General features: G+C 39.6%; 20 protein-coding genes and 1 tRNA gene. 12 read left to right on the forward strand and 9 right to left on the reverse strand.

The window, feature by feature from the left end; translation table 11 throughout:
• Positions 1–9: 9 nt before the first annotated feature.
• The 3 genes from VB733_RS13780 to VB733_RS13790 are packed head-to-tail and all read right to left on the reverse strand — an operon-like array spanning position 10 to position 1,707.
• Entirely contained in the window at positions 10–240 is a 231-nt protein-coding gene (locus VB733_RS13780; RefSeq protein WP_323340627.1) for a hypothetical protein, read from the reverse strand.
• Positions 209–721: a BglII/BstYI family type II restriction endonuclease gene (locus VB733_RS13785; protein ID WP_323340628.1), complete on the reverse strand. Its 513-nt coding sequence runs from the start codon at positions 719–721 to the stop codon at positions 209–211. Before VB733_RS13785 ends, VB733_RS13780 begins: the two co-directional genes overlap by 32 nt.
• Positions 718–1,707 (reverse strand): site-specific DNA-methyltransferase, encoded by a 990-nt coding sequence (locus VB733_RS13790; RefSeq protein ID WP_323340629.1) that lies wholly within the window; start codon positions 1,705–1,707, stop codon positions 718–720. Before VB733_RS13790 ends, VB733_RS13785 begins: the two co-directional genes overlap by 4 nt.
• A 150-nt stretch (positions 1,708–1,857) precedes the next feature.
• Here VB733_RS13790 and VB733_RS13795 point away from each other — a divergent pair, with 150 nt between their 5' ends.
• From VB733_RS13795 to VB733_RS13805, 3 genes are read left to right on the forward strand one after another with little or no spacing between them, the layout of a single operon-like run.
• Positions 1,858–1,998: a hypothetical protein gene (locus VB733_RS13795; RefSeq protein ID WP_323340630.1), complete on the forward strand. Its 141-nt coding sequence runs from the start codon at positions 1,858–1,860 to the stop codon at positions 1,996–1,998.
• 21 nt (positions 1,999–2,019) lie between these two features.
• Entirely contained in the window at positions 2,020–2,211 is a 192-nt protein-coding gene (locus VB733_RS13800) for a serine hydrolase (protein ID WP_323340631.1), read from the forward strand.
• Positions 2,183–2,401: a hypothetical protein gene (locus VB733_RS13805; protein WP_323340632.1), complete on the forward strand. Its 219-nt coding sequence runs from the start codon at positions 2,183–2,185 to the stop codon at positions 2,399–2,401. The genes VB733_RS13800 and VB733_RS13805 overlap by 29 nt, the downstream gene beginning before the upstream one ends.
• A 38-nt stretch (positions 2,402–2,439) precedes the next feature.
• On the opposite strand, the gene VB733_RS13810 is transcribed toward VB733_RS13805, so the two are convergent.
• Entirely contained in the window at positions 2,440–3,402 is a 963-nt protein-coding gene (locus VB733_RS13810) for a tetratricopeptide repeat protein (RefSeq protein ID WP_323340650.1), read from the reverse strand.
• A 363-nt stretch (positions 3,403–3,765) separates the two neighbouring features.
• Here VB733_RS13810 and VB733_RS13815 point away from each other — a divergent pair, with 363 nt between their 5' ends.
• A complete protein-coding gene (locus tag VB733_RS13815) occupies positions 3,766–5,808 on the forward strand; it encodes an elongation factor G (RefSeq protein WP_323340633.1) in 2,043 nt (680 codons plus the stop codon).
• A 71-nt stretch (positions 5,809–5,879) separates the two neighbouring features.
• On the opposite strand, the gene pyrE is transcribed toward VB733_RS13815, so the two are convergent.
• Positions 5,880–6,497: an orotate phosphoribosyltransferase gene (pyrE, locus tag VB733_RS13820; RefSeq protein WP_323340634.1), complete on the reverse strand. Its 618-nt coding sequence runs from the start codon at positions 6,495–6,497 to the stop codon at positions 5,880–5,882.
• Positions 6,498–6,611: 114 nt separating this feature from the next.
• On the opposite strand from pyrE, the gene VB733_RS13825 reads away from it, so the two are divergent.
• Positions 6,612–7,040 (forward strand): hypothetical protein, encoded by a 429-nt coding sequence (locus VB733_RS13825; RefSeq protein WP_323340635.1) that lies wholly within the window; start codon positions 6,612–6,614, stop codon positions 7,038–7,040.
• An 89-nt stretch (positions 7,041–7,129) separates the two neighbouring features.
• Here VB733_RS13825 and VB733_RS13830 read toward each other — a convergent pair.
• Positions 7,130–7,202, reverse strand: a tRNA-Ile gene (locus tag VB733_RS13830).
• Between the two features lie 273 nt (positions 7,203–7,475).
• Between VB733_RS13830 and VB733_RS13835 the strand changes: the two genes are divergently transcribed.
• Together VB733_RS13835 and VB733_RS13840 are read left to right on the forward strand one after the other, a co-directional pair.
• Positions 7,476–8,174: a hypothetical protein gene (locus VB733_RS13835; RefSeq protein ID WP_323340636.1), complete on the forward strand. Its 699-nt coding sequence runs from the start codon at positions 7,476–7,478 to the stop codon at positions 8,172–8,174.
• Between the two features lie 112 nt (positions 8,175–8,286).
• The gene (locus VB733_RS13840) at positions 8,287–9,672 is read left to right on the forward strand and encodes a hemolysin family protein (protein ID WP_323340637.1); all 1,386 of its coding nucleotides are present in this window, start codon (positions 8,287–8,289) and stop codon (positions 9,670–9,672) included.
• A 67-nt stretch (positions 9,673–9,739) separates the two neighbouring features.
• On the opposite strand, the gene queC is transcribed toward VB733_RS13840, so the two are convergent.
• A complete protein-coding gene (gene queC, locus VB733_RS13845; protein WP_323340638.1) occupies positions 9,740–10,420 on the reverse strand; it encodes a 7-cyano-7-deazaguanine synthase QueC in 681 nt (226 codons plus the stop codon).
• Between the two features lie 529 nt (positions 10,421–10,949).
• Between queC and VB733_RS13850 the strand changes: the two genes are divergently transcribed.
• The 4 genes from VB733_RS13850 to VB733_RS13865 all read left to right on the forward strand — a co-directional run bounded on the left by VB733_RS13850 (position 10,950) and on the right by VB733_RS13865 (position 14,927).
• Positions 10,950–12,029, forward strand: a complete 1,080-nt coding sequence (locus VB733_RS13850; protein WP_323340639.1) for a Gfo/Idh/MocA family oxidoreductase — start codon at positions 10,950–10,952, stop codon at positions 12,027–12,029.
• Between the two features lie 246 nt (positions 12,030–12,275).
• The gene (locus VB733_RS13855) at positions 12,276–12,944 is read left to right on the forward strand and encodes a DedA family protein (RefSeq protein WP_323340640.1); all 669 of its coding nucleotides are present in this window, start codon (positions 12,276–12,278) and stop codon (positions 12,942–12,944) included.
• 280 nt (positions 12,945–13,224) lie between these two features.
• Positions 13,225–14,400 carry a ParM/StbA family protein gene (locus tag VB733_RS13860; RefSeq protein ID WP_323340641.1) on the forward strand — a complete coding sequence of 392 codons (1,176 nt, stop codon included), beginning with the start codon at positions 13,225–13,227 and terminating at the stop codon, positions 14,398–14,400.
• A 5-nt stretch (positions 14,401–14,405) separates the two neighbouring features.
• Positions 14,406–14,927, forward strand: coding sequence for a plasmid segregation centromere-binding protein ParR (locus tag VB733_RS13865; RefSeq protein ID WP_323340642.1), 522 nt, complete (start codon positions 14,406–14,408; stop codon positions 14,925–14,927).
• Between the two features lie 239 nt (positions 14,928–15,166).
• On the opposite strand, the gene truB is transcribed toward VB733_RS13865, so the two are convergent.
• Positions 15,167–16,078, reverse strand: coding sequence for a tRNA pseudouridine(55) synthase TruB (gene truB / locus VB733_RS13870; protein WP_323340643.1), 912 nt, complete (start codon positions 16,076–16,078; stop codon positions 15,167–15,169).
• A gap of 469 nt (positions 16,079–16,547) precedes the next feature.
• A complete protein-coding gene (locus tag VB733_RS13875; protein WP_323340644.1) occupies positions 16,548–18,263 on the reverse strand; it encodes an alpha/beta hydrolase in 1,716 nt (571 codons plus the stop codon).
• A 742-nt stretch (positions 18,264–19,005) separates the two neighbouring features.
• Here VB733_RS13875 and VB733_RS13880 point away from each other — a divergent pair.
• Positions 19,006–19,506 (forward strand): DUF427 domain-containing protein, encoded by a 501-nt coding sequence (locus tag VB733_RS13880; RefSeq protein ID WP_323340651.1) that lies wholly within the window; start codon positions 19,006–19,008, stop codon positions 19,504–19,506.
• Positions 19,507–19,584: the final 78 nt, after the last annotated feature.

A 19,584-nucleotide genomic window follows, 5' to 3' on the forward strand; every position in this document is an offset into this window, starting at 1 on the left:
GTTATTACTTTATTGTAAATCTATAGCTTCTTGTGCTGTTGCTATAATTTGCCCTCCATATTCGTCATCTATACCAAGAATAAGAACAGGTATATCTATATTTGAAACCCCACGTTGTTCTAAGTCCCAAATAAATTGCTCGAAGAACGAAACACCAGATGACATTGCATTTACCAGCTGTTTCACTGGTACTATTTCTACTCCTGCATCAATATGTCCTAAATTTTTGAAAATCGGCATTTTCGCACACACATCGTACACCATGAACGAATATAGCCTTTCCTAGGCTACTGAGGTACGCATAAACCTTTCCAACTAGGAATAAGCCGCTAAAATGTACTTCACTAGGTTGGGAACCGCTATACTTACCAAACTGAACCTCAACACCAAGCTTTTCTTTCACAAAATCCATATCTCGGAAAGAGCCATTCATTTTTACGTTTGTTTGATACCCAGGCGTATAGAATTTTGTTGGATATTCACAAGAAACACGTCGATTTATCCAACCACGTGTTCCAAATTCTGTCTTGAATGCTGTATTCAGGGATGAAGGACTATATAACATTTGATAGTTACGTCTAACTTCCTTACTTTCTTTTGTCCTATGTTGTCTTGCATCAACATTCCTAATGACTTCATATATCTCATCCAATAAATATGGATATTGCTGCTGTATGTACTCTTTTCCTCCACTAAAGGAGTATTCTCCAGCAATAATCATGACTCAGTAATTCCCTCAAATAAATCTTGATTTCTCCACTCTTCAGGCACTTGTGCAACACGTTCACGTCCCGTTGGTTTATAAATTTCTTTACCCATTGCACGTAATTTTAATTCACCACGATATAAAGCTTTTAATCTTTCTTTTGCTATATTTGTATAACGTTGTTCTTTATCAATTCCAATTGCTTGACGATTATGATTAATGGCTGCAATTAATGAAGAACCCACACCACAAAAGGGATCGAGAATGTAATCATCCTCATTAGTAAAAGCAAGGACACATCGTTCCACAAGTTCAACGGGAAATTGACAAGGGTGTATTGTTTTTTCTGGATGGTTTGACTTTACATTGGGAATATCCCACAGTTCTTTTTCCCATTCATGAGCTACTATTTCCCAAATATCAGAAGGGTTTTTACCCAGAGGATTCCCTGATGGCATTCCTTTATTTTTACCTTTAAAATGACGTTTTCCTGGATATTTTGATGGTACTCGGACAGAATCTAAATTAAAGGTATATGTGTCGCTTTTTGTAAACCAAAGTAATGTTTCATAACGTCCTGAAAAACGTCTTGATGCATGTAATCCATGTCCAAAATGCCAAATGATACGATTACGTAATTTTAAACCACGTTTTTTAAATAAATCGTAATAGTAAATATCAAGTGGAAACACTTCACCATTTTGCACATAGTTACCCACTTGCCAGCAAAGACTTCCTTGCGTATTTAAAACTCTTACCAATTCATCTATAATTGAATCTTGCTCTGCCAAATAACGTTCAATACTACGACGAGTTTCGTATTCTTTACCAATATTATATGGTGGAGATGTAACAATCAGTGTTGCTATTTCAGAAGGTAATGAATACAAAAAATTTTCAGCTACACCGGTATGCAAGATAACATTTGCATTAGATGTAAAAGATTCTGAAAATACAGGGTATTTTTTTAAGAATAGCGGTAGCTGTTGTGCTTCCGTCATAGTATTATATATTCTACGGTAATGTGTATGGTAGCATAACAGTTAATTTAACAGCATATTTGATTCTCTAAAATTGTTTTTAACTTTTTGTCTAGGTGAGATACTATTTATAATCTTTCAGTGCAAAATTTAAAATTTAAGTAAAAGATTATGAAGTTGTTTGCACAATTATTTGTGACTATCTTATTTGCTGCGATCGCAATCATAAATCCAATCCTGGCGATGGCAAATATCCCTACTGAAACTGAAGTTAAGGCAATTCTACAACAACGTATTGAACAAGAGAAATAGAGTGTTGGAATTGTTGTTGGTTTGATTAATTATCAAAATCAAAAAATTATTAGTTATGGTAAATTAGACCAGAAAGATAACAAGAAAGTTGATGGTAAGACAATTTTTGAAATTGGTTCTATTAGTAAGGTATTTACATCCATATTATTAGCAGATATGATTCAGCGCCGGGAGGTAGGTTTTAATGATCAATTTTGCGATCGCTATTTTTAATGAACAAGATAAATTATATCTCCAAGCCACAGGACAACCCAAAGTTCAACTTTTTCCAGAGTCGGAGATAAAGTTTTTTATCAAGGAAGTTGATGCTCAAGTTACTTTTGTTAAAAGTCAACAAGGTGTAGTCACGAATTTAATCCTTCATCAAAATGGAATTAATCAAAATGCCAAGAAAGTCGAGTAGTTTTAATCATGAAATTTCTTCAAAATCGTATACCCAATTTATCTTTGTCCTGGCACATTACAAAATTGTGCTTGCTGCAATTGCTGTTGAGTTATACTTGCCCACTGGGAATTACCCTGAGAATTATATAAATTGCTAGCATATTGAAATACTTGCACCGCATCTACACATTGACGCAATTGCATAAATGTTAATCCTGCACCATAGTAGGCATTAGGGTAATTGATATTAGTTTCTGCTGATTTTCTAAATGATTCTAAGGCTTCTTTATATTTCTTTTGACTATATAAAATTGCACCGAGATTGTAATGTGCTTCGGTATAATTGGGATTCATTTTCACTGCTTTGCGAAATGCGTCTTTGGCTTTATCTGGTTTTCCTTGTTGGAGATAAGATAACCCTAAATAGTAAGATGGTTCGGGAGCATTTTTGCTGTATTCTATTGCTTTTTTCAATGAGGATATAGCTTTATCCCAGTCGCGTTGCTGATGTCTTAATAAGCCCATATTATAATGTGCCATACCGAGTTTTGGCTCTAACTCGATCGCTCTTTGTAAATAATCTCCTGCTTGTTGCCAATTTCCGCCTTCCAGCAATGCGCCTCCTAAATTCGCGTAGGCAAGGGCAAATTTGGGATCAGATTGAGTGGCGCGGTAAAATGCATCTGCCGCCGGTTGTAATTGTCCGGCTTGACGTAATGCTAACCCCAAATTGTAATGTGCAGGAGCAAGTCGAGAATCAAGCTCAGTTGCTCTTTGAAAAGATGCGATCGCATCTGGGACTTTTCCTGCTTGAATTAATTGTAAACCTTCATTGAGGAAGTCTACGGCAGTTTTCCCCACATATCCTTCTTGGGCAATCAGGGAAGCAGCAGGGGGAGGAAAATTAGAGTAAGCAGGTGAGGAGGAAGAAAGAATTGTGGCGGTTATGAAGATGAGAGTTGTGAGCTTGAATAAGCGATTTTTGGAAAAGTTTGCCCAAGCACGCGCATAAAAATTCATCCCAGATAAAATCATTTTTTTGACTTTACTCTTTCTCCTTAAGCCTTTCCTGTTGAAGTCGTATTTTTTTAAATCTACTCGCATAATTTTTCCATTATCTTTGCGTAACTGTTTTGTAATAAATGACTGAAAAAGTCGTACGCATGAACCTTGATTTTTATAAAACTTTAGGTTTAGCTATTATTCTTCGCAGTCCTTAAAATTTCTTGAAATAAATATTACAACAAAATATGATTTGCAGCTGATTTGACCCAAGACGAGTAAAGTCAAATTAAAGACAGAAAATTTCTCAATTATCTGTTTTTTCTCTTCATAAACTTTAGACTGGTGCGGCTTGAAATCACAGACCGCAAAGGAGGTTGTATGACCGAAAAAGTCAAATCGGGTTCACGGAATGTCGCGATTGTCGGTCCCTATTTAAGTGGAAAAACCACTTTACTGGAAAGTTTATTGTTTGTCACGGGGACAATTACACGAAAAGGCAACGTTAAAGATGGGAATACCGTTGGAGATAGCGCTGCTGAATCTAGAGAACGCAAAATGAGCGTTGAGGTGAGTGCCGCTTCTACTGAATATAACGATGTACGTTTCACCTTTATCGATTGTCCCGGTAGCATCGAATTTGCCCAAGAAACATATAATGCCCTCATGGGTGTAGATGCGGCGATTGTTGTTTGTGAACCCATTACAGATCGAGTTCTCACACTCGCACCCTTATTTAAATTCCTCGACGATTGGGAAATTCCCCATATAGTTTTTGTCAATAAGATGGATCGGGCAAATATCCACGTTTTAGATACTCTACATGCCCTCAAAGCCGTCTCCAGTCGTCCTTTAGTCGCGCACCAGTATCCCATCATACGCGGGGAAGAACTCACCGGATTTATTGATTTAGTTAGTGAACAAGCCTATCAATACCATCCTGGCGCGCCTGCTGATCCCATCCCGTTTCCCGAACACCTTCAAGAAGAAGAACACATTGCCCGGGCGGAAATGCTGGAAGCATTGGCTAATTTTGACGACCATTTACTCGAAGAACTTTTAGAAGATATTGAACCGCCGCAAGAAGAAATTCTCAAAGACTTAAAACTGGAATTAGGCGCAGATTTAGTTGTACCAGTATTTTTTGGTGTTGCGGAACTTGATTACGGCATCAGACCTTTATTGGAGGCAATTTGGCGAGAAGCTCCCGAACCGGAAACTACAGCTGAGAGACGGGGGATTCCAGCCAATCACAACACTCCAATCGCCCAGGTATTGAAAACCTTCTACACTCCCCAAGGTGGCAAGCTTTCACTAGTTCGCCTCTGGAGTGGCAAACTCAATGATGGTGCAGTCCTCAACGGTGTGCGCGCGGGTGGTATTTATCGTCTCTGCGGACAACAGCAAAACTCGATTAATGAAGTTGGGGCTGGTGAAATTGTTGCCCTCAGCCGCATGGAAGGTATCATCACTGGCGATATTCTCACCTCCGAATCATCGTCAAAGCCACAATTACCGAAAGCCCCAGCCCTGGAGCCCGTCTATGCATTGGCGATTACTCCCGAAAAACGCAACGATGAGGTGAAGTTGAGTAGCGCCATCACCAAACTCATGGAAGAAGATCCCTCACTGGCATGGGAACAGCACGGCGATACCCACGAAGTCATCCTCTGGGGACAAGGGGAAATTCATTTGCAGGTTGCCCTAGATCGTTTGCGCCGCAAATATAATCTACCAATGAACACCCACTTGCCCCAAGTACCTTACAAAGAAACGATTCGCAAGGCGACGGCATCGGTACATGGACGCTACAAACATCAAAGTGGTGGACATGGGCAATTTGGAGATGTATTCCTGGAAATTAAACCCCTAGCACGGGGTGAGGGATTTAGCTTCAAAGAAACCATCGTGGGCGGAGTTGTGCCCAAGCAGTATATTCCTGGCGTGGAAATGGGTGTCCGTGAATTTCTCGCCCATGGACCTTTAGGTTTTCCCGTGGTGGATGTGGCGGTAACTTTGACAAATGGTTCGTACCACAACGTCGATAGTTCCGAACAAGCATTTAAACAAGCTGCAAGATTGGCAATGCAAACCGGATTACCGCAGTGTGAACCCGCATTGTTAGAACCAATACTTCGCATCCAAGTATCCACACCAAATGAATTTACATCCAGAGTGCTGCAAATCCTGAGTGGAAGGCGTGGTCAAATTTTGGGTTACGAAGGCATCCCCGACTGGCAAGGTTGGGATAGTGTAATTGCATATTTACCCCAAGCGGAGATGCAGAATTTCATCGTGGAATTGCGATCGCAAACTTTAGGGGTTGGTTCGTTTCACTGGGAATTTGACCATCTTCAAGAAGTTCCAGAAAAGCTAACTGAGCGCATCCTCACTAGTAATGGCAATGGCAATGGTAGTAAGTAATTAGGAATTTTAGATTTAGCTAAAATCCCTGGGTTCTGATTCAATGAGGACACTCACTGGGGTGTCCTTAATTATTTCCTTTCCCCATATCTTTGCTGAATATCCTCAATCCCATACACTGTTTCAAACTTCAAACCTTGCGATTGATAAAACTCAGCCCCCCCTTGTTTCCTGTCTACTAGTGAAATTACCTGCTCAACGGTATAACCTGCATCCCGTAACTTCTCAACAGCTTTCATCGCCGATTGTCCAGTGGTGACAACATCCTCCAGCACGACGACTTTGGCACCCTCTGGTAATATTGGTCCTTCGATATATGCTTGTGTACCGTGCCCTTTTGCCTCTTTACGAATAATCAATCCTGGAATTGGGCGGTTTTCATAAGCCGAGACAACACTTACAGCACTGACAATTGGGTCTGCGCCCAATGTTAATCCTGCTACCGCCTGGGTATCTGCTGGCAACATCGCTAAAAGTAAACGTCCTGTTGCCAATGCACCTTGAGGATGAAGGGTGACGAGTTTGCAGTTGATATAGTATTTGCTGGGTTGCCCGGAGGAGAGGAGAAAATCTCCCTCCTTGTACGCTGTTTGGCAAAGTAAATCTAACAACTTGTTGCGTAAAGTATTTATCTCAGTATTCGCAGCCCAAGCTTCAGACTGTGGAAGAATTTCAGCAGGATAACTCATTACAGATGGTAAAAAATTGTGCTACACCAATGGTTGAACTCGCGCTTGAGTTCTCTCTCTTAAGCATAAGTGAAGATGCGATCGCCAAATAGAAAAAATAGAGGAGTAATTATTATGGGTTTAAATTTTAAAGCAATGGCTGGTTTGTTTGTACTGGCTGCTGCAAGTTTGCCATCGGTGGCGACAGCACAAGACAATGCCCCTAATTACGAAACGGCTGGTGAAGTTATTGAAAGAGCTTTTTTCAAAAATAGTCCCGATTATTACCGCAATCAGGGTTTTAGACGTGATTTGGACTTAATTCTTGGTCCTGGTTCTTTGTTCCGTAATTCTTTCCCCGAAAATCAAATTGAAAGGGATGCGGAACTGGTAAACAAGGTTTATCGGGATGTAATCATGCAACAAGCAATGAATGATCCATATATGAGAACTCCAGATTTACCCAATCCCTATAATACATCATTGATGATGTCTCCCCGACTCAACCAAAGCCAATATAGAAGCGGTACTGAGTTCCGCTTTGATAATATGCCACCAAGATAGTGGTGAAGTTTTAAAAGTGTTGGGTGAAAATTCCGGAGTTTTGACTCAGCACTTTCTTTTGAGAAATTTTTGGCTAACTTTTAACTAAATCCAGGGTACAGGAGTTGAACCTGTCTGGGACGAATTATGAGTTCGTTGCCTAAACCGATCGGCCAACCCTGGTCAAAATTTGATACCTTTAAAATACACTTTATATCTTAGCGTGCGATCGCAATTTTGTGTACTGTCTCACCAGGAACTGTTCAAACAGAAAATCAAGTTCGCCAATGGCAATATATAGTCTATCAGATTTTCATATTACATAATTTACCTGTGAAATAGTGCAAACTAATATTGATTAACTAATATTGATTAAGCTTACTTAAAGTTCGAGTCCTATAACCTCGGTAATTTTTAGATAGCCCCAATGAACGGAAATCTTGAGTATTGTCAGCGATGAAACTTAATTCTACTGTACTACTAACATTGATTTTATTGACCCTAATGTTAGGAGCCGGCTCTGTAAGCGCTATTTTGGGTTTTGATATCGGCAGTAAAGCTCTCAAGGGTGTCACCACGCCTGACGCTCGCCCAACTACTAAATTCACTAGTGGTAAGGCGGGTAACACTTCTCAGTCAGGTGTCGCACTATTGAGAGAAGAAGAAATATTAAAACTTGTAAAGGCACGGATTGAAGGCAAAACCAAAGCCACAAAATCAGAAAAGTCAGAAGATGAAGACGAAGATATTCAAGCCAATAAGCAGAAACCAGAGGAAAAACCGAAAGAGGTAGAAGAAAAGCCCCAAGCTGGGTTCCCTGTAAATGCAGAAAATCAAGGTGTTAGTTTTGTGGTACAGTCTGCCAAATTTTCCGGTGGAGATTTAATTTTGCGTGTGAGAATGCAAAATAAAGGTTCGGAATCTGTACGTTTTTTGTATAGTTTTTTAGACGTTACCGATGATAAGGGAAGAACCTTGAGTGCCAGTACAGAGGGTTTACCCGCAGAATTGCCAGGAAAAAGTGAAACTTTTTCGGGAACTGTCAGCATCCCGACTCCATTGCTTGATGACGTGAAAAAAATTTCCTTGGCTTTAACTGATTATCCGGCACAGAAATTACGACTGGAAGTGTCAAATATTCCCGTTGCTAGGTAGTAATCAGCAAGGAGCAGGGAAAGGGGATAAGAAAGAATACTTCTTCGCTCTATTCCTCAAATACCCAATCATCAATTAATCAATCATTATTTTTCATGAGCTTTGACAACGGGTGTTAACCAGTCAGGTGAATTGGACGGATGTAGGGCTGAAGTTGTTGTCGGTGTTGTTGCTAATTGCAATTAACGCCTTTTTCGTCATGGCAGAATTTTCGTTAGTGACGGTACGTCGTTCGCGGATTCAACAATTAGTAGAAACTGGTGATATTGGTGCAATTGCGGTTGAAGCCTTACAACGTAGTATACATAGGCTTCTATCCACAACTCAGTTAGGGATTACTCTTTCGAGTTTGGCTTTGGGCTGGATTGGGGAAAGTTCTATCGTTACCTTAGTTAATATTTGGCTGAAATCATTACCTCTAGTTAATAGCGACAACCAATTTATTGCTCATTCCCTATCAATCCCGATTACATTTTTTGCGATTACTTATTTGCAAATAGTTTTAGGGGAACTTTGTCCCAAATCAATCGCTATGCTCTACTCTGAACAGTTAGCTCGGTTTTTAGGACCTTTAATTCGAGCAATTGTCAGGTTTTTTAGACCTTTTATTTGGGTACTCAACCAATCAACCCGTTGTTTGCTGAAATTGTTTGGTATTGAGTATAACAGTAAAAACTGGCGACCCCCTGTTACATCTGAAGAATTACAATTAATTATTTCTACAGAACGGGAATCAATTGGACTGCTAGCAGAAGAGCGGGAACTGCTAAAAAAAGTTTTTGAATTTGGAGAAGCCACTGTGCAAGCAGTTATGGTTCCCCGCCCTAGTATTGTATCCCTACCCAAAAAAGCCTCTTTACAGTCACTATTCAAACTCATGGCTACTACTGGTTATTCATCTTACCCAGTAATCAGTGAATCTATTGATGATATTAGTGGGATAATTTATTTCAAAGACCTGATAAAACCTCTAGCACTAGGGAAAATTACCCCTGAAACACCAATTCAACCCTGGATACGCCCAGTAAAGTTTGTGCCTGAACATACATTGTTACGCGAACTCTTACCAGCAATGCAACAAGAAAAACCTGCGATTGTGATGGTGGTGGATGAATTTGGTGGCACTGCGGGACTTGTGACAATCCAAGATGTTATTGCTCAAATTATTGGTAATGTTAGCAAACCCGAAGCAGCTAATGGCTTATTAATCCAAACCTTAGATGAAAGAACCTTTTTAGTTCAGGCACAAATCAACCTTGAAGAAGTGAACGAAGCTTTGCATGTCAATTTACCTCTGACCAGAGAATATCAAACTCTCGGAGGATTTTTGCTGTATCAAATGCAGAAAATACCCCAATTAGGAGAGGTTTTTGTCTATCAAAACTGCGAGTTTACAATTATGTCAGTTGTAGGACCAAGATTGCATCAAATTCAGTTACGAAGAGTTGATGGAGACTTGGAGAGGGTTGAGTCGGGAGGGGGACGTTATGTAATTTAGTTAATTTTATAGTTAACTTTGTAGTAAATTTTTGTAAAGGCGATCGCCCAAATTGATCAACACTCAGTTACTGGGATTCATAATCAATTGGGTCTTCTAATCCCAATTCTCTAAAAGCAGCAAGACGTAAACGGCAGGAATCACAAACCCCACAGGCTTTTTCTCCACCTGCATAGCAAGACCAAGTTAATTTCCAAGGTACCCCCAGTTGATTCCCTAATTGAATGATTTCGGTTTTTTTCAAGTTAATTAAGGGGGAAACAATAGAAATAGCTTCGCCTTCACGTCCTTGCTTAGTCCCCAGACGAAACACTTCTTGCATTGCCTCCATATAGTCAGGACGACAGTCTGGGTATCCTGAATAATCGAGGGCATTAACGCCAATGTAAACCCTCTCTGCCCCGATGGTTTCGGCATAGGCAAGGGCAAAACTCAAAAATATGGTGTTACGGGCGGGAACATAGGTAATGGGGATATTTTGTGCCATCTCTGTCAAGGAGCGCTCTACAGGTAAATCGAGTTTTTCGTCTGTAAGTGCTGAACCTCCCCACTGCCTTAAGTCAAAATTTACCAATTGATGTTGGATAACTCCTACTTGTTTGGCGATTGCAAATGCAGAGTCTAACTCGCGTTTATGCCGTTGCTGGTAGTCAAATGACATCGCGTAGCAATCACAACCATCGGCAGACGCTTGATATAAAACAGTTGCAGAGTCTAATCCTCCAGATAATAAAATTACAGCTTTCATCCTCAATCCCCTTTGTCCTTTGCTTTTAGCTCTTGACTAAACTGAACATAATCCCGCAGATGATCTAAAAACATGATCTTAAATTTCATCACTGACTGCAATTAAAAATTGCATGTTAAGGTTTCCAAAAAATCTGTATACAGGAATACCAATATTTAAATTCACAATTTCTGTAATTCTATGCATATCAGAAAATAGTTTTAAATTCCGCGATCGCCACAAAAATATTGTCGCAAATACTCATGATTTAGGATTATAAACATGGGAATTTTGATGAAAACTCAAGAATTTAAAGTTAATAAAAAGGAACAATGTATTTTGGATAAAGCAGACAAAAAGTCGTAAGTTGAATAGTTAAGGGGAAAGGCAAGCAGATATCGGGAACTCACAGTAAACTTTGAAATTCTTCATAAACATAACCACCATGTTACCATCTGGATGGTTTTACACGGTTTATTCTTGGTATTTTGTATAAATCCAAGCGACCGTAGCGTCTCTCTAATATTTGGTGGTTGAGGAGAAAATAATAGTGCAGGATAGCATGTCATTGGCAGAACCAAATCCACATACACAACGCAACCAGCCACGTCCAGTCCGCGTCGGCGTGGTTGGAGTGGGTAACATGGGGCAACATCACGTTCGTGTGTTTAGTTCAATGAAAGATGTTGAACTGGTTGGAGTCGCAGATATCAACATCGATCGTGGATTGGAAACAGCTAGTAGGTATAAAACCCGTTTTTTTGAAGACTATACCGAACTCATAAACCTTGTAGATGCAGTTTGTATTGCAGTTCCTACCAGGATGCATTACGCAGTTGGGATTAGTTGCTTACTGGCTGGGGTTCACGTCCTTATAGAAAAACCCATTGCAGCTACTATTTCTGAGGCTGAATCCCTCGTCAATGCGGCGGCTGAGTCTCAGTGTATCTTGCAGGTAGGTCATATCGAGCGTTTTAATCCAGTCTTCCAGGAATTGAGCAAAGTTCTCAAAACTGAACAAGTGGTAGCACTCGAAGCACATCGGATGAGTCCCTACTCCCATCGTGCTAACGATGTTTCGGTGGTTCTGGATTTAATGATTCATGATATTGATTTGTTACTCGATTTAGCTGCATCTCCCGTTGCCAAGCTGACTGCTAACGGAACTCGCAATCCCGATTCAGCTTATTTAGATTATGTAACAGCCACACTCGGTTTTGCGAATGGGATTGTCGCTACATTAACGGCTAGTAAAATTACACATCGCAAAATTCGTTGTATTTCTGCTCATACCAAGCACTCACTCACAGAAGCAGATTTTCTCAAAAACGAAATATTGATTCACCGACACACTGCAAATTCTGCCAATAATTACTCCCAAGGGTTGTATAAACAGGATGGTTTGATTGAAAAGGTTTATACCAGCAACATCGAACCCCTAAGGGCAGAACTAGACCATTTTATTAACTGTGTACGTGGTGGAAATCAACCTTCGGTTGGTGGAGAACAAGCATTAAAAGCCCTGCGTTTGGCAAGTTTAATTGAACAAATGGCAATTGAAGAGCGTGTTTGGAATCCCTTAGATTGGGAATCTGAAGTGCGAATGCAATCCTTAACCCCGATTGTATAAAGGATTAGAAATTGCGAATGGGGAATTGGGAATTACTGTTTCCTTCCCCTCCCAACAACAGAATTATATATTTTTAAATGTAGTTTATTATACTTGTGCTTAAATATTATTGTCTTGATTTGTTAAATTAAATAACAACAAGATTGAGAACAATTACCTTATTTCCATGTCAGGCGATCGCTTTTCTCAAGGAAAATGGTGGAAATAATTATTGATAAAGATTATAAGGTTCCGGGAATCAACTGAATGTCTGATTGGATCATAACGAATGTAACTCAAATCATCTATTCCTTGGGCTACCTGGGTATAGGTTTAATGATGTTCCTGGAAAATCTCTTTCCACCCATACCTTCAGAATTAATTATGCCTTTAGCAGGCTTTACTGCTAACGAAAAAGCAGTAGCAGCAGTAAAAGCTTTGGGTAAATTATCCCCTGAAGTCGCACCTTTGAATATATTCGGAGTATTTTTGGCAGGATTGATTGGCTCAGTTTTAGGGGGGCTAGTTTGGTACTATCCAGGAAAAATGCTTGGTGAAAAACGTTTGCGACAACTCGCTGACAAATATGGCAAGTGGATAACTGTATCCAGTCACGATATCACCAAAGCCAGCCAGTGGTTCGCACGTCAAGGGGCTACAGCAGTATTCATCGGCAGACTAGTACCAGGAATACGAACTTTAATATCAGTTCCAGCCGGAATTAGTAATATGCCCCTAATTCCATTCCTATTTTATACAACTTTGGGTAGCGCCCTGTGGGTAGGTTTGCTAACATACTCAGGATACGTGTTAGGTAGCCAATATGAACTTGTGGACAAGTACCTTGCCCCCGTATCCAAAATTGTGTTGGCAGGTCTGCTATTGGGATCAGGTTTTTGGGTATTTCAGCGCAAACAAAAGCGCAGAAGAAGATGAAACGTCATTGCAACGGAATGGATGCAGTCACCCTCAACAAACATTAGAGCTACTTCAACAGGCTTTAACCCCTAATATTTTTGTGACTAATTTATTCAGTTAATATAAAGCACGAAATAGACAAAGACAATTTTTTGCGCTAGTCTTTGATAGTTTTTAGCGTATTTCTAGCTACATTTGAATTCTTGACAGATTTCTAGTACCTGCATTTTTTGGTACTCGTATTTTTGTAAGATGGGCGTGATAATTTGTTAAAGCTAAGTAACAACTAGGAGCTTTCATGACAGACCAACAACCAAGCAACTCTTCGCCAATCAGTGCAGCGACTCCAATGAACGCTGCTTCAATACCAATGAATCGCGTTTCGGCATCAACACCAATGAACGCAAATCCCTTGAATACTGTCCCTAAACCGGGCAATGGTATCGGTAAAAATATTCTCAGTGTCGATTTGGGTAGAACTTCGACAAAAACTTGTGTTAGCCGCGAACCGAATAATGTTGTCTTTATTCCCTCCAATGTCAAAAAAATGACAATGGAAGAAGTCCGTAGTGGAGTTTTTGAAGTTCGTGCAACTGATCCATTGATGGATTTATGGATGGAGTTTCAAGGAAGTGGATATGCGATCGGTCAGTTAGCAGCTGACTTTGGCGCAAATTTAGGTGTTGGTCAATCGAAGGTAGAAGATGCGCTGGCTAAGGTTTTATCTTGCGCTGGTTACTTTAAACTTCAAGACGAGATTTCCGTAGTTGTGAGTTTGCCTTATCACTCTCAAGAGCAATTCGAGCGCGAGAAAAATCAGTTAATCAGTCAAATTAGCGGTCCGCACGTTATGAATTTCCGTGGCGAGACTGTAAATTTGAATGTCACAAAAGTATGGATTATGCCCGAAGGCTATGGTAGCTTGCTGTGGTGTGAAGCTCAACCGAAAAAAGGACCAACAACACCAGATTTTACCAAAGTTTCCGTAGCAATTGTGGATATCGGACATCAAACAATTGACTGCTTGATGGTTGATAATTTTCGTTTCGCACGTGGTGCTTCCAAGAGTGAAGAATTTGGGATGAACAAGTTTTATGAATTGGTAGCTGCCGAAATCGAAGGCTCAGATGCCCAATCATTATCATTGATTTCGGCTGTGAACCGCCCCAAAGGCGATCGCTTCTACCGTCCTCGTGGTGCTAGCAAACCAACCAACCTCGACGATTTTTTACCGAATCTCACGGAGATGTTCTCGCGAGAAATTTGCAATCGTGTCCTCGCATGGATACCCGAACGTGTCACCGATGTGATTTTGACTGGTGGTGGTGGTGAGTTTTTCTGGGAAGATATCCAAAGACTGCTGAAAGAAGCAAAAATTAACGCTCATTTAGCAGCTCCATCCCGTCAAGCTAATGCTTTAGGGCAGTATATTTATGGAGAAGCACAGCTATCCAATCGCTCCGCTAAGGCTTAAAACTGATGTTCCAATGGTCAAAAAAAGAAGTTAAATCGATTACGTTCAATCCAGGGGTCGCTGACGAAAGTTTACTTGCGCTGATCGAAAGCCATTTGGAAAAAAACCCCAACCAATCGTTCAGCGACCTCTGCAAAGATGCCTTATGGCAAGCTTTGTGCGTACCAGAATCGGTACGTCCCACACCAAAAACAAATGTAAATTCTGTTCCCGTTAATACAGTTACTAACAGTAGTGGGGAACCTAGAATTGCTGATCTACATCGTCAAGTCGCTGATCTTGAGGAGCGCTTTTACACTAAAGAATCAAATCGTTTGGATGCAGTAGAACGCCAATTGATGCAACTAAGTCAACAAGTTGCACAGTTGGCAATTATGGTGACACAAGGTGTTAGTATCCAAGTTTTACCAAACCAATCGTTACCTGTATCTGGAGTAGCCACTAATAATATGTCTGCTCCTACAAGTCCTCCTCAAGAAGTTGACCCTGTTATCAGTCGTCTCAGTCAGCTTGTAGATGATTTTTAACAATTTATCAGGGTGAGTCCTTTGTACTCTAATTAGAAGCTCCTTAATAGCATATCTATTAAGGAGTATTGTTTTAGGCAATTTGCTGGTCAGTCTTGATACATGTGCTACTGATAAAAGATACTATTGTCGATATCCCGATTAGCTGAAAAAAGATTTTGTCTGTTTGATTTTTTATTTTTATCAATTATTGTAGTTTGGCTCTTTTCACAATTGGGAAAGAAATTAATTTTTTGGGATTAAGAAATAGGTTCAAACACCATTGCTGGAGTTAATAAATTATCTGTGAATGTACTGATTCCTAAAAAATAACCATCCTGACTGTAAATTCGCAAATATGGCGAAGATAAATTTGATATGTCGATAGCTTCGCTGACCTTCGGTATCACGTCTGCTATTTTTTGTCCTTGACACCATTTTTTGCCATTATCTGCCGACAAACTGAGGCTGGGTAAATATTGTAATGGTAAATCGGGATTAATTGCTTGGAAATTTCCTGTTTGTAATTGTGTTTCCAACTCTTCAACTGTGATGCTATTAGTCAAATCAAAACCACTACTAAATGTACGTTGTAGTGCTGCTAGGGTTCCCCCCGTTTGTAAAACTTCTCCTATATCCCGGGCGATTGCTCGAATATATGTTCCCGCACCGCAAGCTATGGCAAGTTCCAATTCGGGAAATTCCCCTGCTCGCCAGTCTAATATATCGATGCTGAATACTTCTACTGTCCTTACTGGTGCAGCAACAGCAACACCTTGACGGGCTAAATCGTAAAGTCGTTTGCCATCAACTTGAATTGCACTGTAACTGGGTGGAATTTGCGCGATTTTACCAATGAATTGCGGTAACACTGCCGTTATTGCCTCCAAACTCAAATTGGAATAGGGTTGTGAAACAACTACTTCCCCTTGTAAATCATCAGTTGTACTTCTGACACCAAAACGAATTGTGGCATGATAAGCTTTGTCACTGGGAAGATATTGTAATAGTCGTGTTGCTTTACCAAGGGCGATCGGTAATACCCCAGTTGCTGCTGGGTCTAATGTACCAGCATGTCCTACCTTTTTTAAACGCAGAATTTTCCGTACTTTTGCTACACAGTCGTGAGAAGTCCAACCGAATTGTTTGTTGAGATTTAAGAAGCCTTGCACAAGTAATTTGATGATTTTGGGAAGAATACTAATTTATAATAAGCTGATGTGCAGCTAAATCATATAAGTCAAAAACCCAAAATAATTGTAGTGCGGAGAGGAGTTTCTGGGGAGATGTTCTTCACGGAAAACTCCGGGGTCGGAAAGCCCGCGTCTTATATACAAATTAGATGCGTCGCAGCTTACCAACCAAAAGATTCATTAAGATAATTTAATACCTGTAATTCTGATAACATTTGAGGTATTTGCTGAAAGTAGAACCGTCTCCGGTTTGAATTATACACTGATAAGTTATATTTATATTTTAAGCACAACAAAGATTAATCTCCTTCGAGAATATATTACAGAGACATAATGTATGTTGTGCCTAAATAGTTAAGATTCAATCAAGTTTGTGTCTAAAATTTGTCAACACCTGATAATTTAAAAAGAGTCAGAATATGTCATCAGAGTTATCAATGATTTCTACTTATTTATTGGATTCTATAAATAGTTCCTCCTTTTTGAAATCTCCATTAAATGCCTGGGCTAATTCCGTCGAAGTTAGTGATTGAATTAAACTTAAGCCTAATGGCTTACTGGAAATAGCTTTAGCATAAGCAGCATTTAAATATGGTGTGTATTTAGTTATCCCCGCTATATATGATTGGAAGAAAGGTAAACTCAAAGAATTGAGATAACGTCGGGCTTGGGCTGGATCATCGCCAACAATATCTGAAGGTAATCCCACTTGTTCCGAGCTACCTTTACCGTCACCAATTGCTGAGAAGTGAGTTCCACCTTGTAAGACAGCTAAATATTTTTGTTGATTCTCAATCCAAGAAAAAGGTAATATTTGCTCATATAAAGCAGGTGCAACTGTATCATCGCTACTAGCAACAATCATTACCGGAATTTGAATATTATTTAACCCACTTTCACCAAAGACACTACTAGTGATTGGGTTTACAGCAATGATTGCCTTAATGCGAGCATCGCGCAAATTATAATCCTGGAGAGGGTTCTTTGTACGTAACTCTAAAGCTCGACATTGCAATAACAAAGATACATTCCATGTATCTCGCAAAGCTTTCGGTTTGCAGTCTTTTTCCAACCCTGCAAAATTAATAGGAGCGCCAGCAAGTGCTAACCCAGTATAAGCTCCAAACGACTGTCCAAAGAATCCAACTTGTTCTAAGTTTAGCTTTCCACGAAATCCCGACTTATTACGCTGTTCCAACTCATCTAAAACAAACTTAATATCGAGAGGACGGTTGTAAAACTCACTTGGTTCAGCAACTTCATTGGCACTACCTTTCATCAGCGATCGCATCTGCTTTGTATCGCTTCCAGGGTGGTTGGGAACAACTACTGCAAAGCCATGGGAAGCCAAGTGTGAAGCTAAATACTCAAAGTTGCTCTTATCTGTTCCTAAACCGTGGGAAATCACAATTACAGGCACTTTTTCTTGTGCATTCGGAGTATAAACATCAGTCAATAAAAATCGATTGCGAACCGCATCCAAAAGCTTGATAGACTGTTTCTGAATCACAAACTTGCCTTTACGTCGAAAATCAGGTAACTGCACCAAATTCAAAGAGACTTGTGCGGTTGCAGCTTCGATTTGTGCTTTTTGCGATACAGCTCCAATCGCTTTATCGGTTTCACGTACTAGTTTCTCTAATTCCGCAGCAATTCCCAAAGTTCTTGCCAAATCTATATGAACACTCGAACTTGGGTACTCGCGTAATAAACTCAGTAATGTCAAGCCTCCAGGGTTAGCAGCAGCTAAAATTAAAGCAGAGCGTAATGCATGAAAACCTGGTTGCTCCTGACGCGACTTCGTTTTAATCACTTCTCCTAATCTTCGCAGTAAAAATTCCCCCTGCGGAGTGTAAAGAAATTGTGACACTGCGACTGCATTTACCTTAATTGGACTGTCCAGAGTTTTTCGTAACTCCTGAATCTGTCCGGAATTAAAATACTGGGTATAGATTGCTAAACTTTCATCAACAACACCTGTTTTGACGAATTCCTCCAGAGCAGTAACCGAAATCGAACGCTCTAATGCCGAATAAGATGCATAAACTCTTTCCGCCGCATGTACCGAAGTGCATATTTCCAAAGTCGGTAGCAGCATTGAAAGTAGTAGCAAGATGATATTTTTAGATAGGGTGTTGGTCCAATTACCAAACAAGCTTTTCATCGCTCAACTACGCACGGTGATGTTGTTTGATGAGGCGTTTTTTTAATTGGTAGTAATACGGACACCCTAGTTGACTGGAATTTTTGATCGCCTCAACTTTTGATTCTTTCTATTGAAGCTCACTAGAAGTATTTCTAGTAATCTAGATGCAATTTGAATTTTGGTAGAGCATTAACAAAATAAGTAAATTAACCTATTTAGTTAGGAAAATTTTCCCAACTAAAACATCATAACAGATAAAAAAATAATATGCCTCAGTATGTAAAAAACAACTATAAAGAAACAATATATTTGATTACAGTGACCGTATAAGTACGGGAATTCTATTATTAGCTAAGATTGACTTGATGTAATCACAATTGTTCCAAATATAGCTATTACAGTGCCGGTAATACCTTTTACTGTGAAGGATTATGGGACAACTAGCCTCAGTGCAATTACTGATAAATGATTAGCAAAAATTAAAGTAAAAACTGGTGCAATTACTAGTCTTATACTGACTACCAAAGTAGTATAATTCTCTCAATCTTCAGCAAATACTCCACCAGATATTAAGGTATTTAATACACAAAAGAATAATACTATAAATTTCAAATGTTTGAGTGTAAAAAATATTTTATGTGTAGCAAATATATAGAAATAAAAAAGTACATCTGCTATACTTAGAAAGTTTGTAAAAGAAATAAAAATAAAAAACATTACAGTTTATCCTAAAATTGAGGCTATTCTTGGAAGCCTCCAAATTATGAAACCGCAACGCATTGAACCCAAACCAGGACAAGAATCGGTATGGGACTACCCACGTCCTCCTCGTTTAGAAGACAGCAAGAAACATATTCAAGTTATTTTTAATTGCGAAACTATTGTTGATACTCGCAACGCCAAAAGAATTCTAGAAACAAGTCATCCTCCAGTTTATTACATTCCACCAGGTGATATTAAGATGGAATATCTGATGACGCAAACATCACAGTCGAGTTTTTGTGAATGGAAAGGAAACGCCAAATATTACAATTTATACGTAGGCGATCGTGAAATTGAAAATGCCGCTTGGTTTTATCCAGAACCCACACCTAGATTTACATCAATTAAAAATTATGTTGCATTTTATGCCCACAAAATGGATGCATGTTATGTAGATAGGGAGAAAGTAACGCCACAACCAGGTAACTTTTATGGGGGTTGGGTGACTAGTGATATTATCGGACCATTTAAAGGTGTTCCTGGTAGCTGGGGATGGTAATTTAGCTTAACATTAGTCCCGCAACGGAGGCACACTCAGTAGCTAAAAAAGAAGACAAAAACAAAGGCTTCTCTAAAC

It is taken from the genome of Calothrix sp. UHCC 0171, from assembly GCF_034931845.1.
Classification (GTDB): domain Bacteria; phylum Cyanobacteriota; class Cyanobacteriia; order Cyanobacteriales; family Nostocaceae; genus Brunnivagina.

Bases quoted from the DNA above. Each gene is read 5' to 3' on its own strand.
- VB733_RS13780 (WP_323340627.1), bottom strand. From the start codon at position 240: ATGCCGATTTTCAAAAATTTAGGACATATTGATGCAGGAGTAGAAATA.
- VB733_RS13785 (WP_323340628.1), bottom strand. From the start codon at position 721: ATGATTATTGCTGGAGAATACTCCTTTAGTGGAGGAAAAGAGTACATA.
- VB733_RS13790 (WP_323340629.1), bottom strand. From the start codon at position 1,707: ATGACGGAAGCACAACAGCTACCGCTATTCTTAAAAAAATACCCTGTA.
- VB733_RS13795 (WP_323340630.1), top strand. From the start codon at position 1,858: ATGAAGTTGTTTGCACAATTATTTGTGACTATCTTATTTGCTGCGATC.
- VB733_RS13805 (WP_323340632.1), top strand. From the start codon at position 2,183: ATGATCAATTTTGCGATCGCTATTTTTAATGAACAAGATAAATTATAT.
- VB733_RS13810 (WP_323340650.1), bottom strand. From the start codon at position 3,402: ATGAATTTTTATGCGCGTGCTTGGGCAAACTTTTCCAAAAATCGCTTA.
- VB733_RS13815 (WP_323340633.1), top strand. From the start codon at position 3,766: ATGACCGAAAAAGTCAAATCGGGTTCACGGAATGTCGCGATTGTCGGT.
- pyrE (WP_323340634.1), bottom strand. From the start codon at position 6,497: ATGAGTTATCCTGCTGAAATTCTTCCACAGTCTGAAGCTTGGGCTGCG.
- VB733_RS13825 (WP_323340635.1), top strand. From the start codon at position 6,612: ATGGGTTTAAATTTTAAAGCAATGGCTGGTTTGTTTGTACTGGCTGCT.
- VB733_RS13835 (WP_323340636.1), top strand. From the start codon at position 7,476: ATGAAACTTAATTCTACTGTACTACTAACATTGATTTTATTGACCCTA.
- queC (WP_323340638.1), bottom strand. From the start codon at position 10,420: ATGAAAGCTGTAATTTTATTATCTGGAGGATTAGACTCTGCAACTGTT.
- VB733_RS13855 (WP_323340640.1), top strand. From the start codon at position 12,276: ATGTCTGATTGGATCATAACGAATGTAACTCAAATCATCTATTCCTTG.
- VB733_RS13860 (WP_323340641.1), top strand. From the start codon at position 13,225: ATGACAGACCAACAACCAAGCAACTCTTCGCCAATCAGTGCAGCGACT.
- VB733_RS13865 (WP_323340642.1), top strand. From the start codon at position 14,406: ATGTTCCAATGGTCAAAAAAAGAAGTTAAATCGATTACGTTCAATCCA.
- VB733_RS13875 (WP_323340644.1), bottom strand. From the start codon at position 18,263: ATGAAAAGCTTGTTTGGTAATTGGACCAACACCCTATCTAAAAATATC.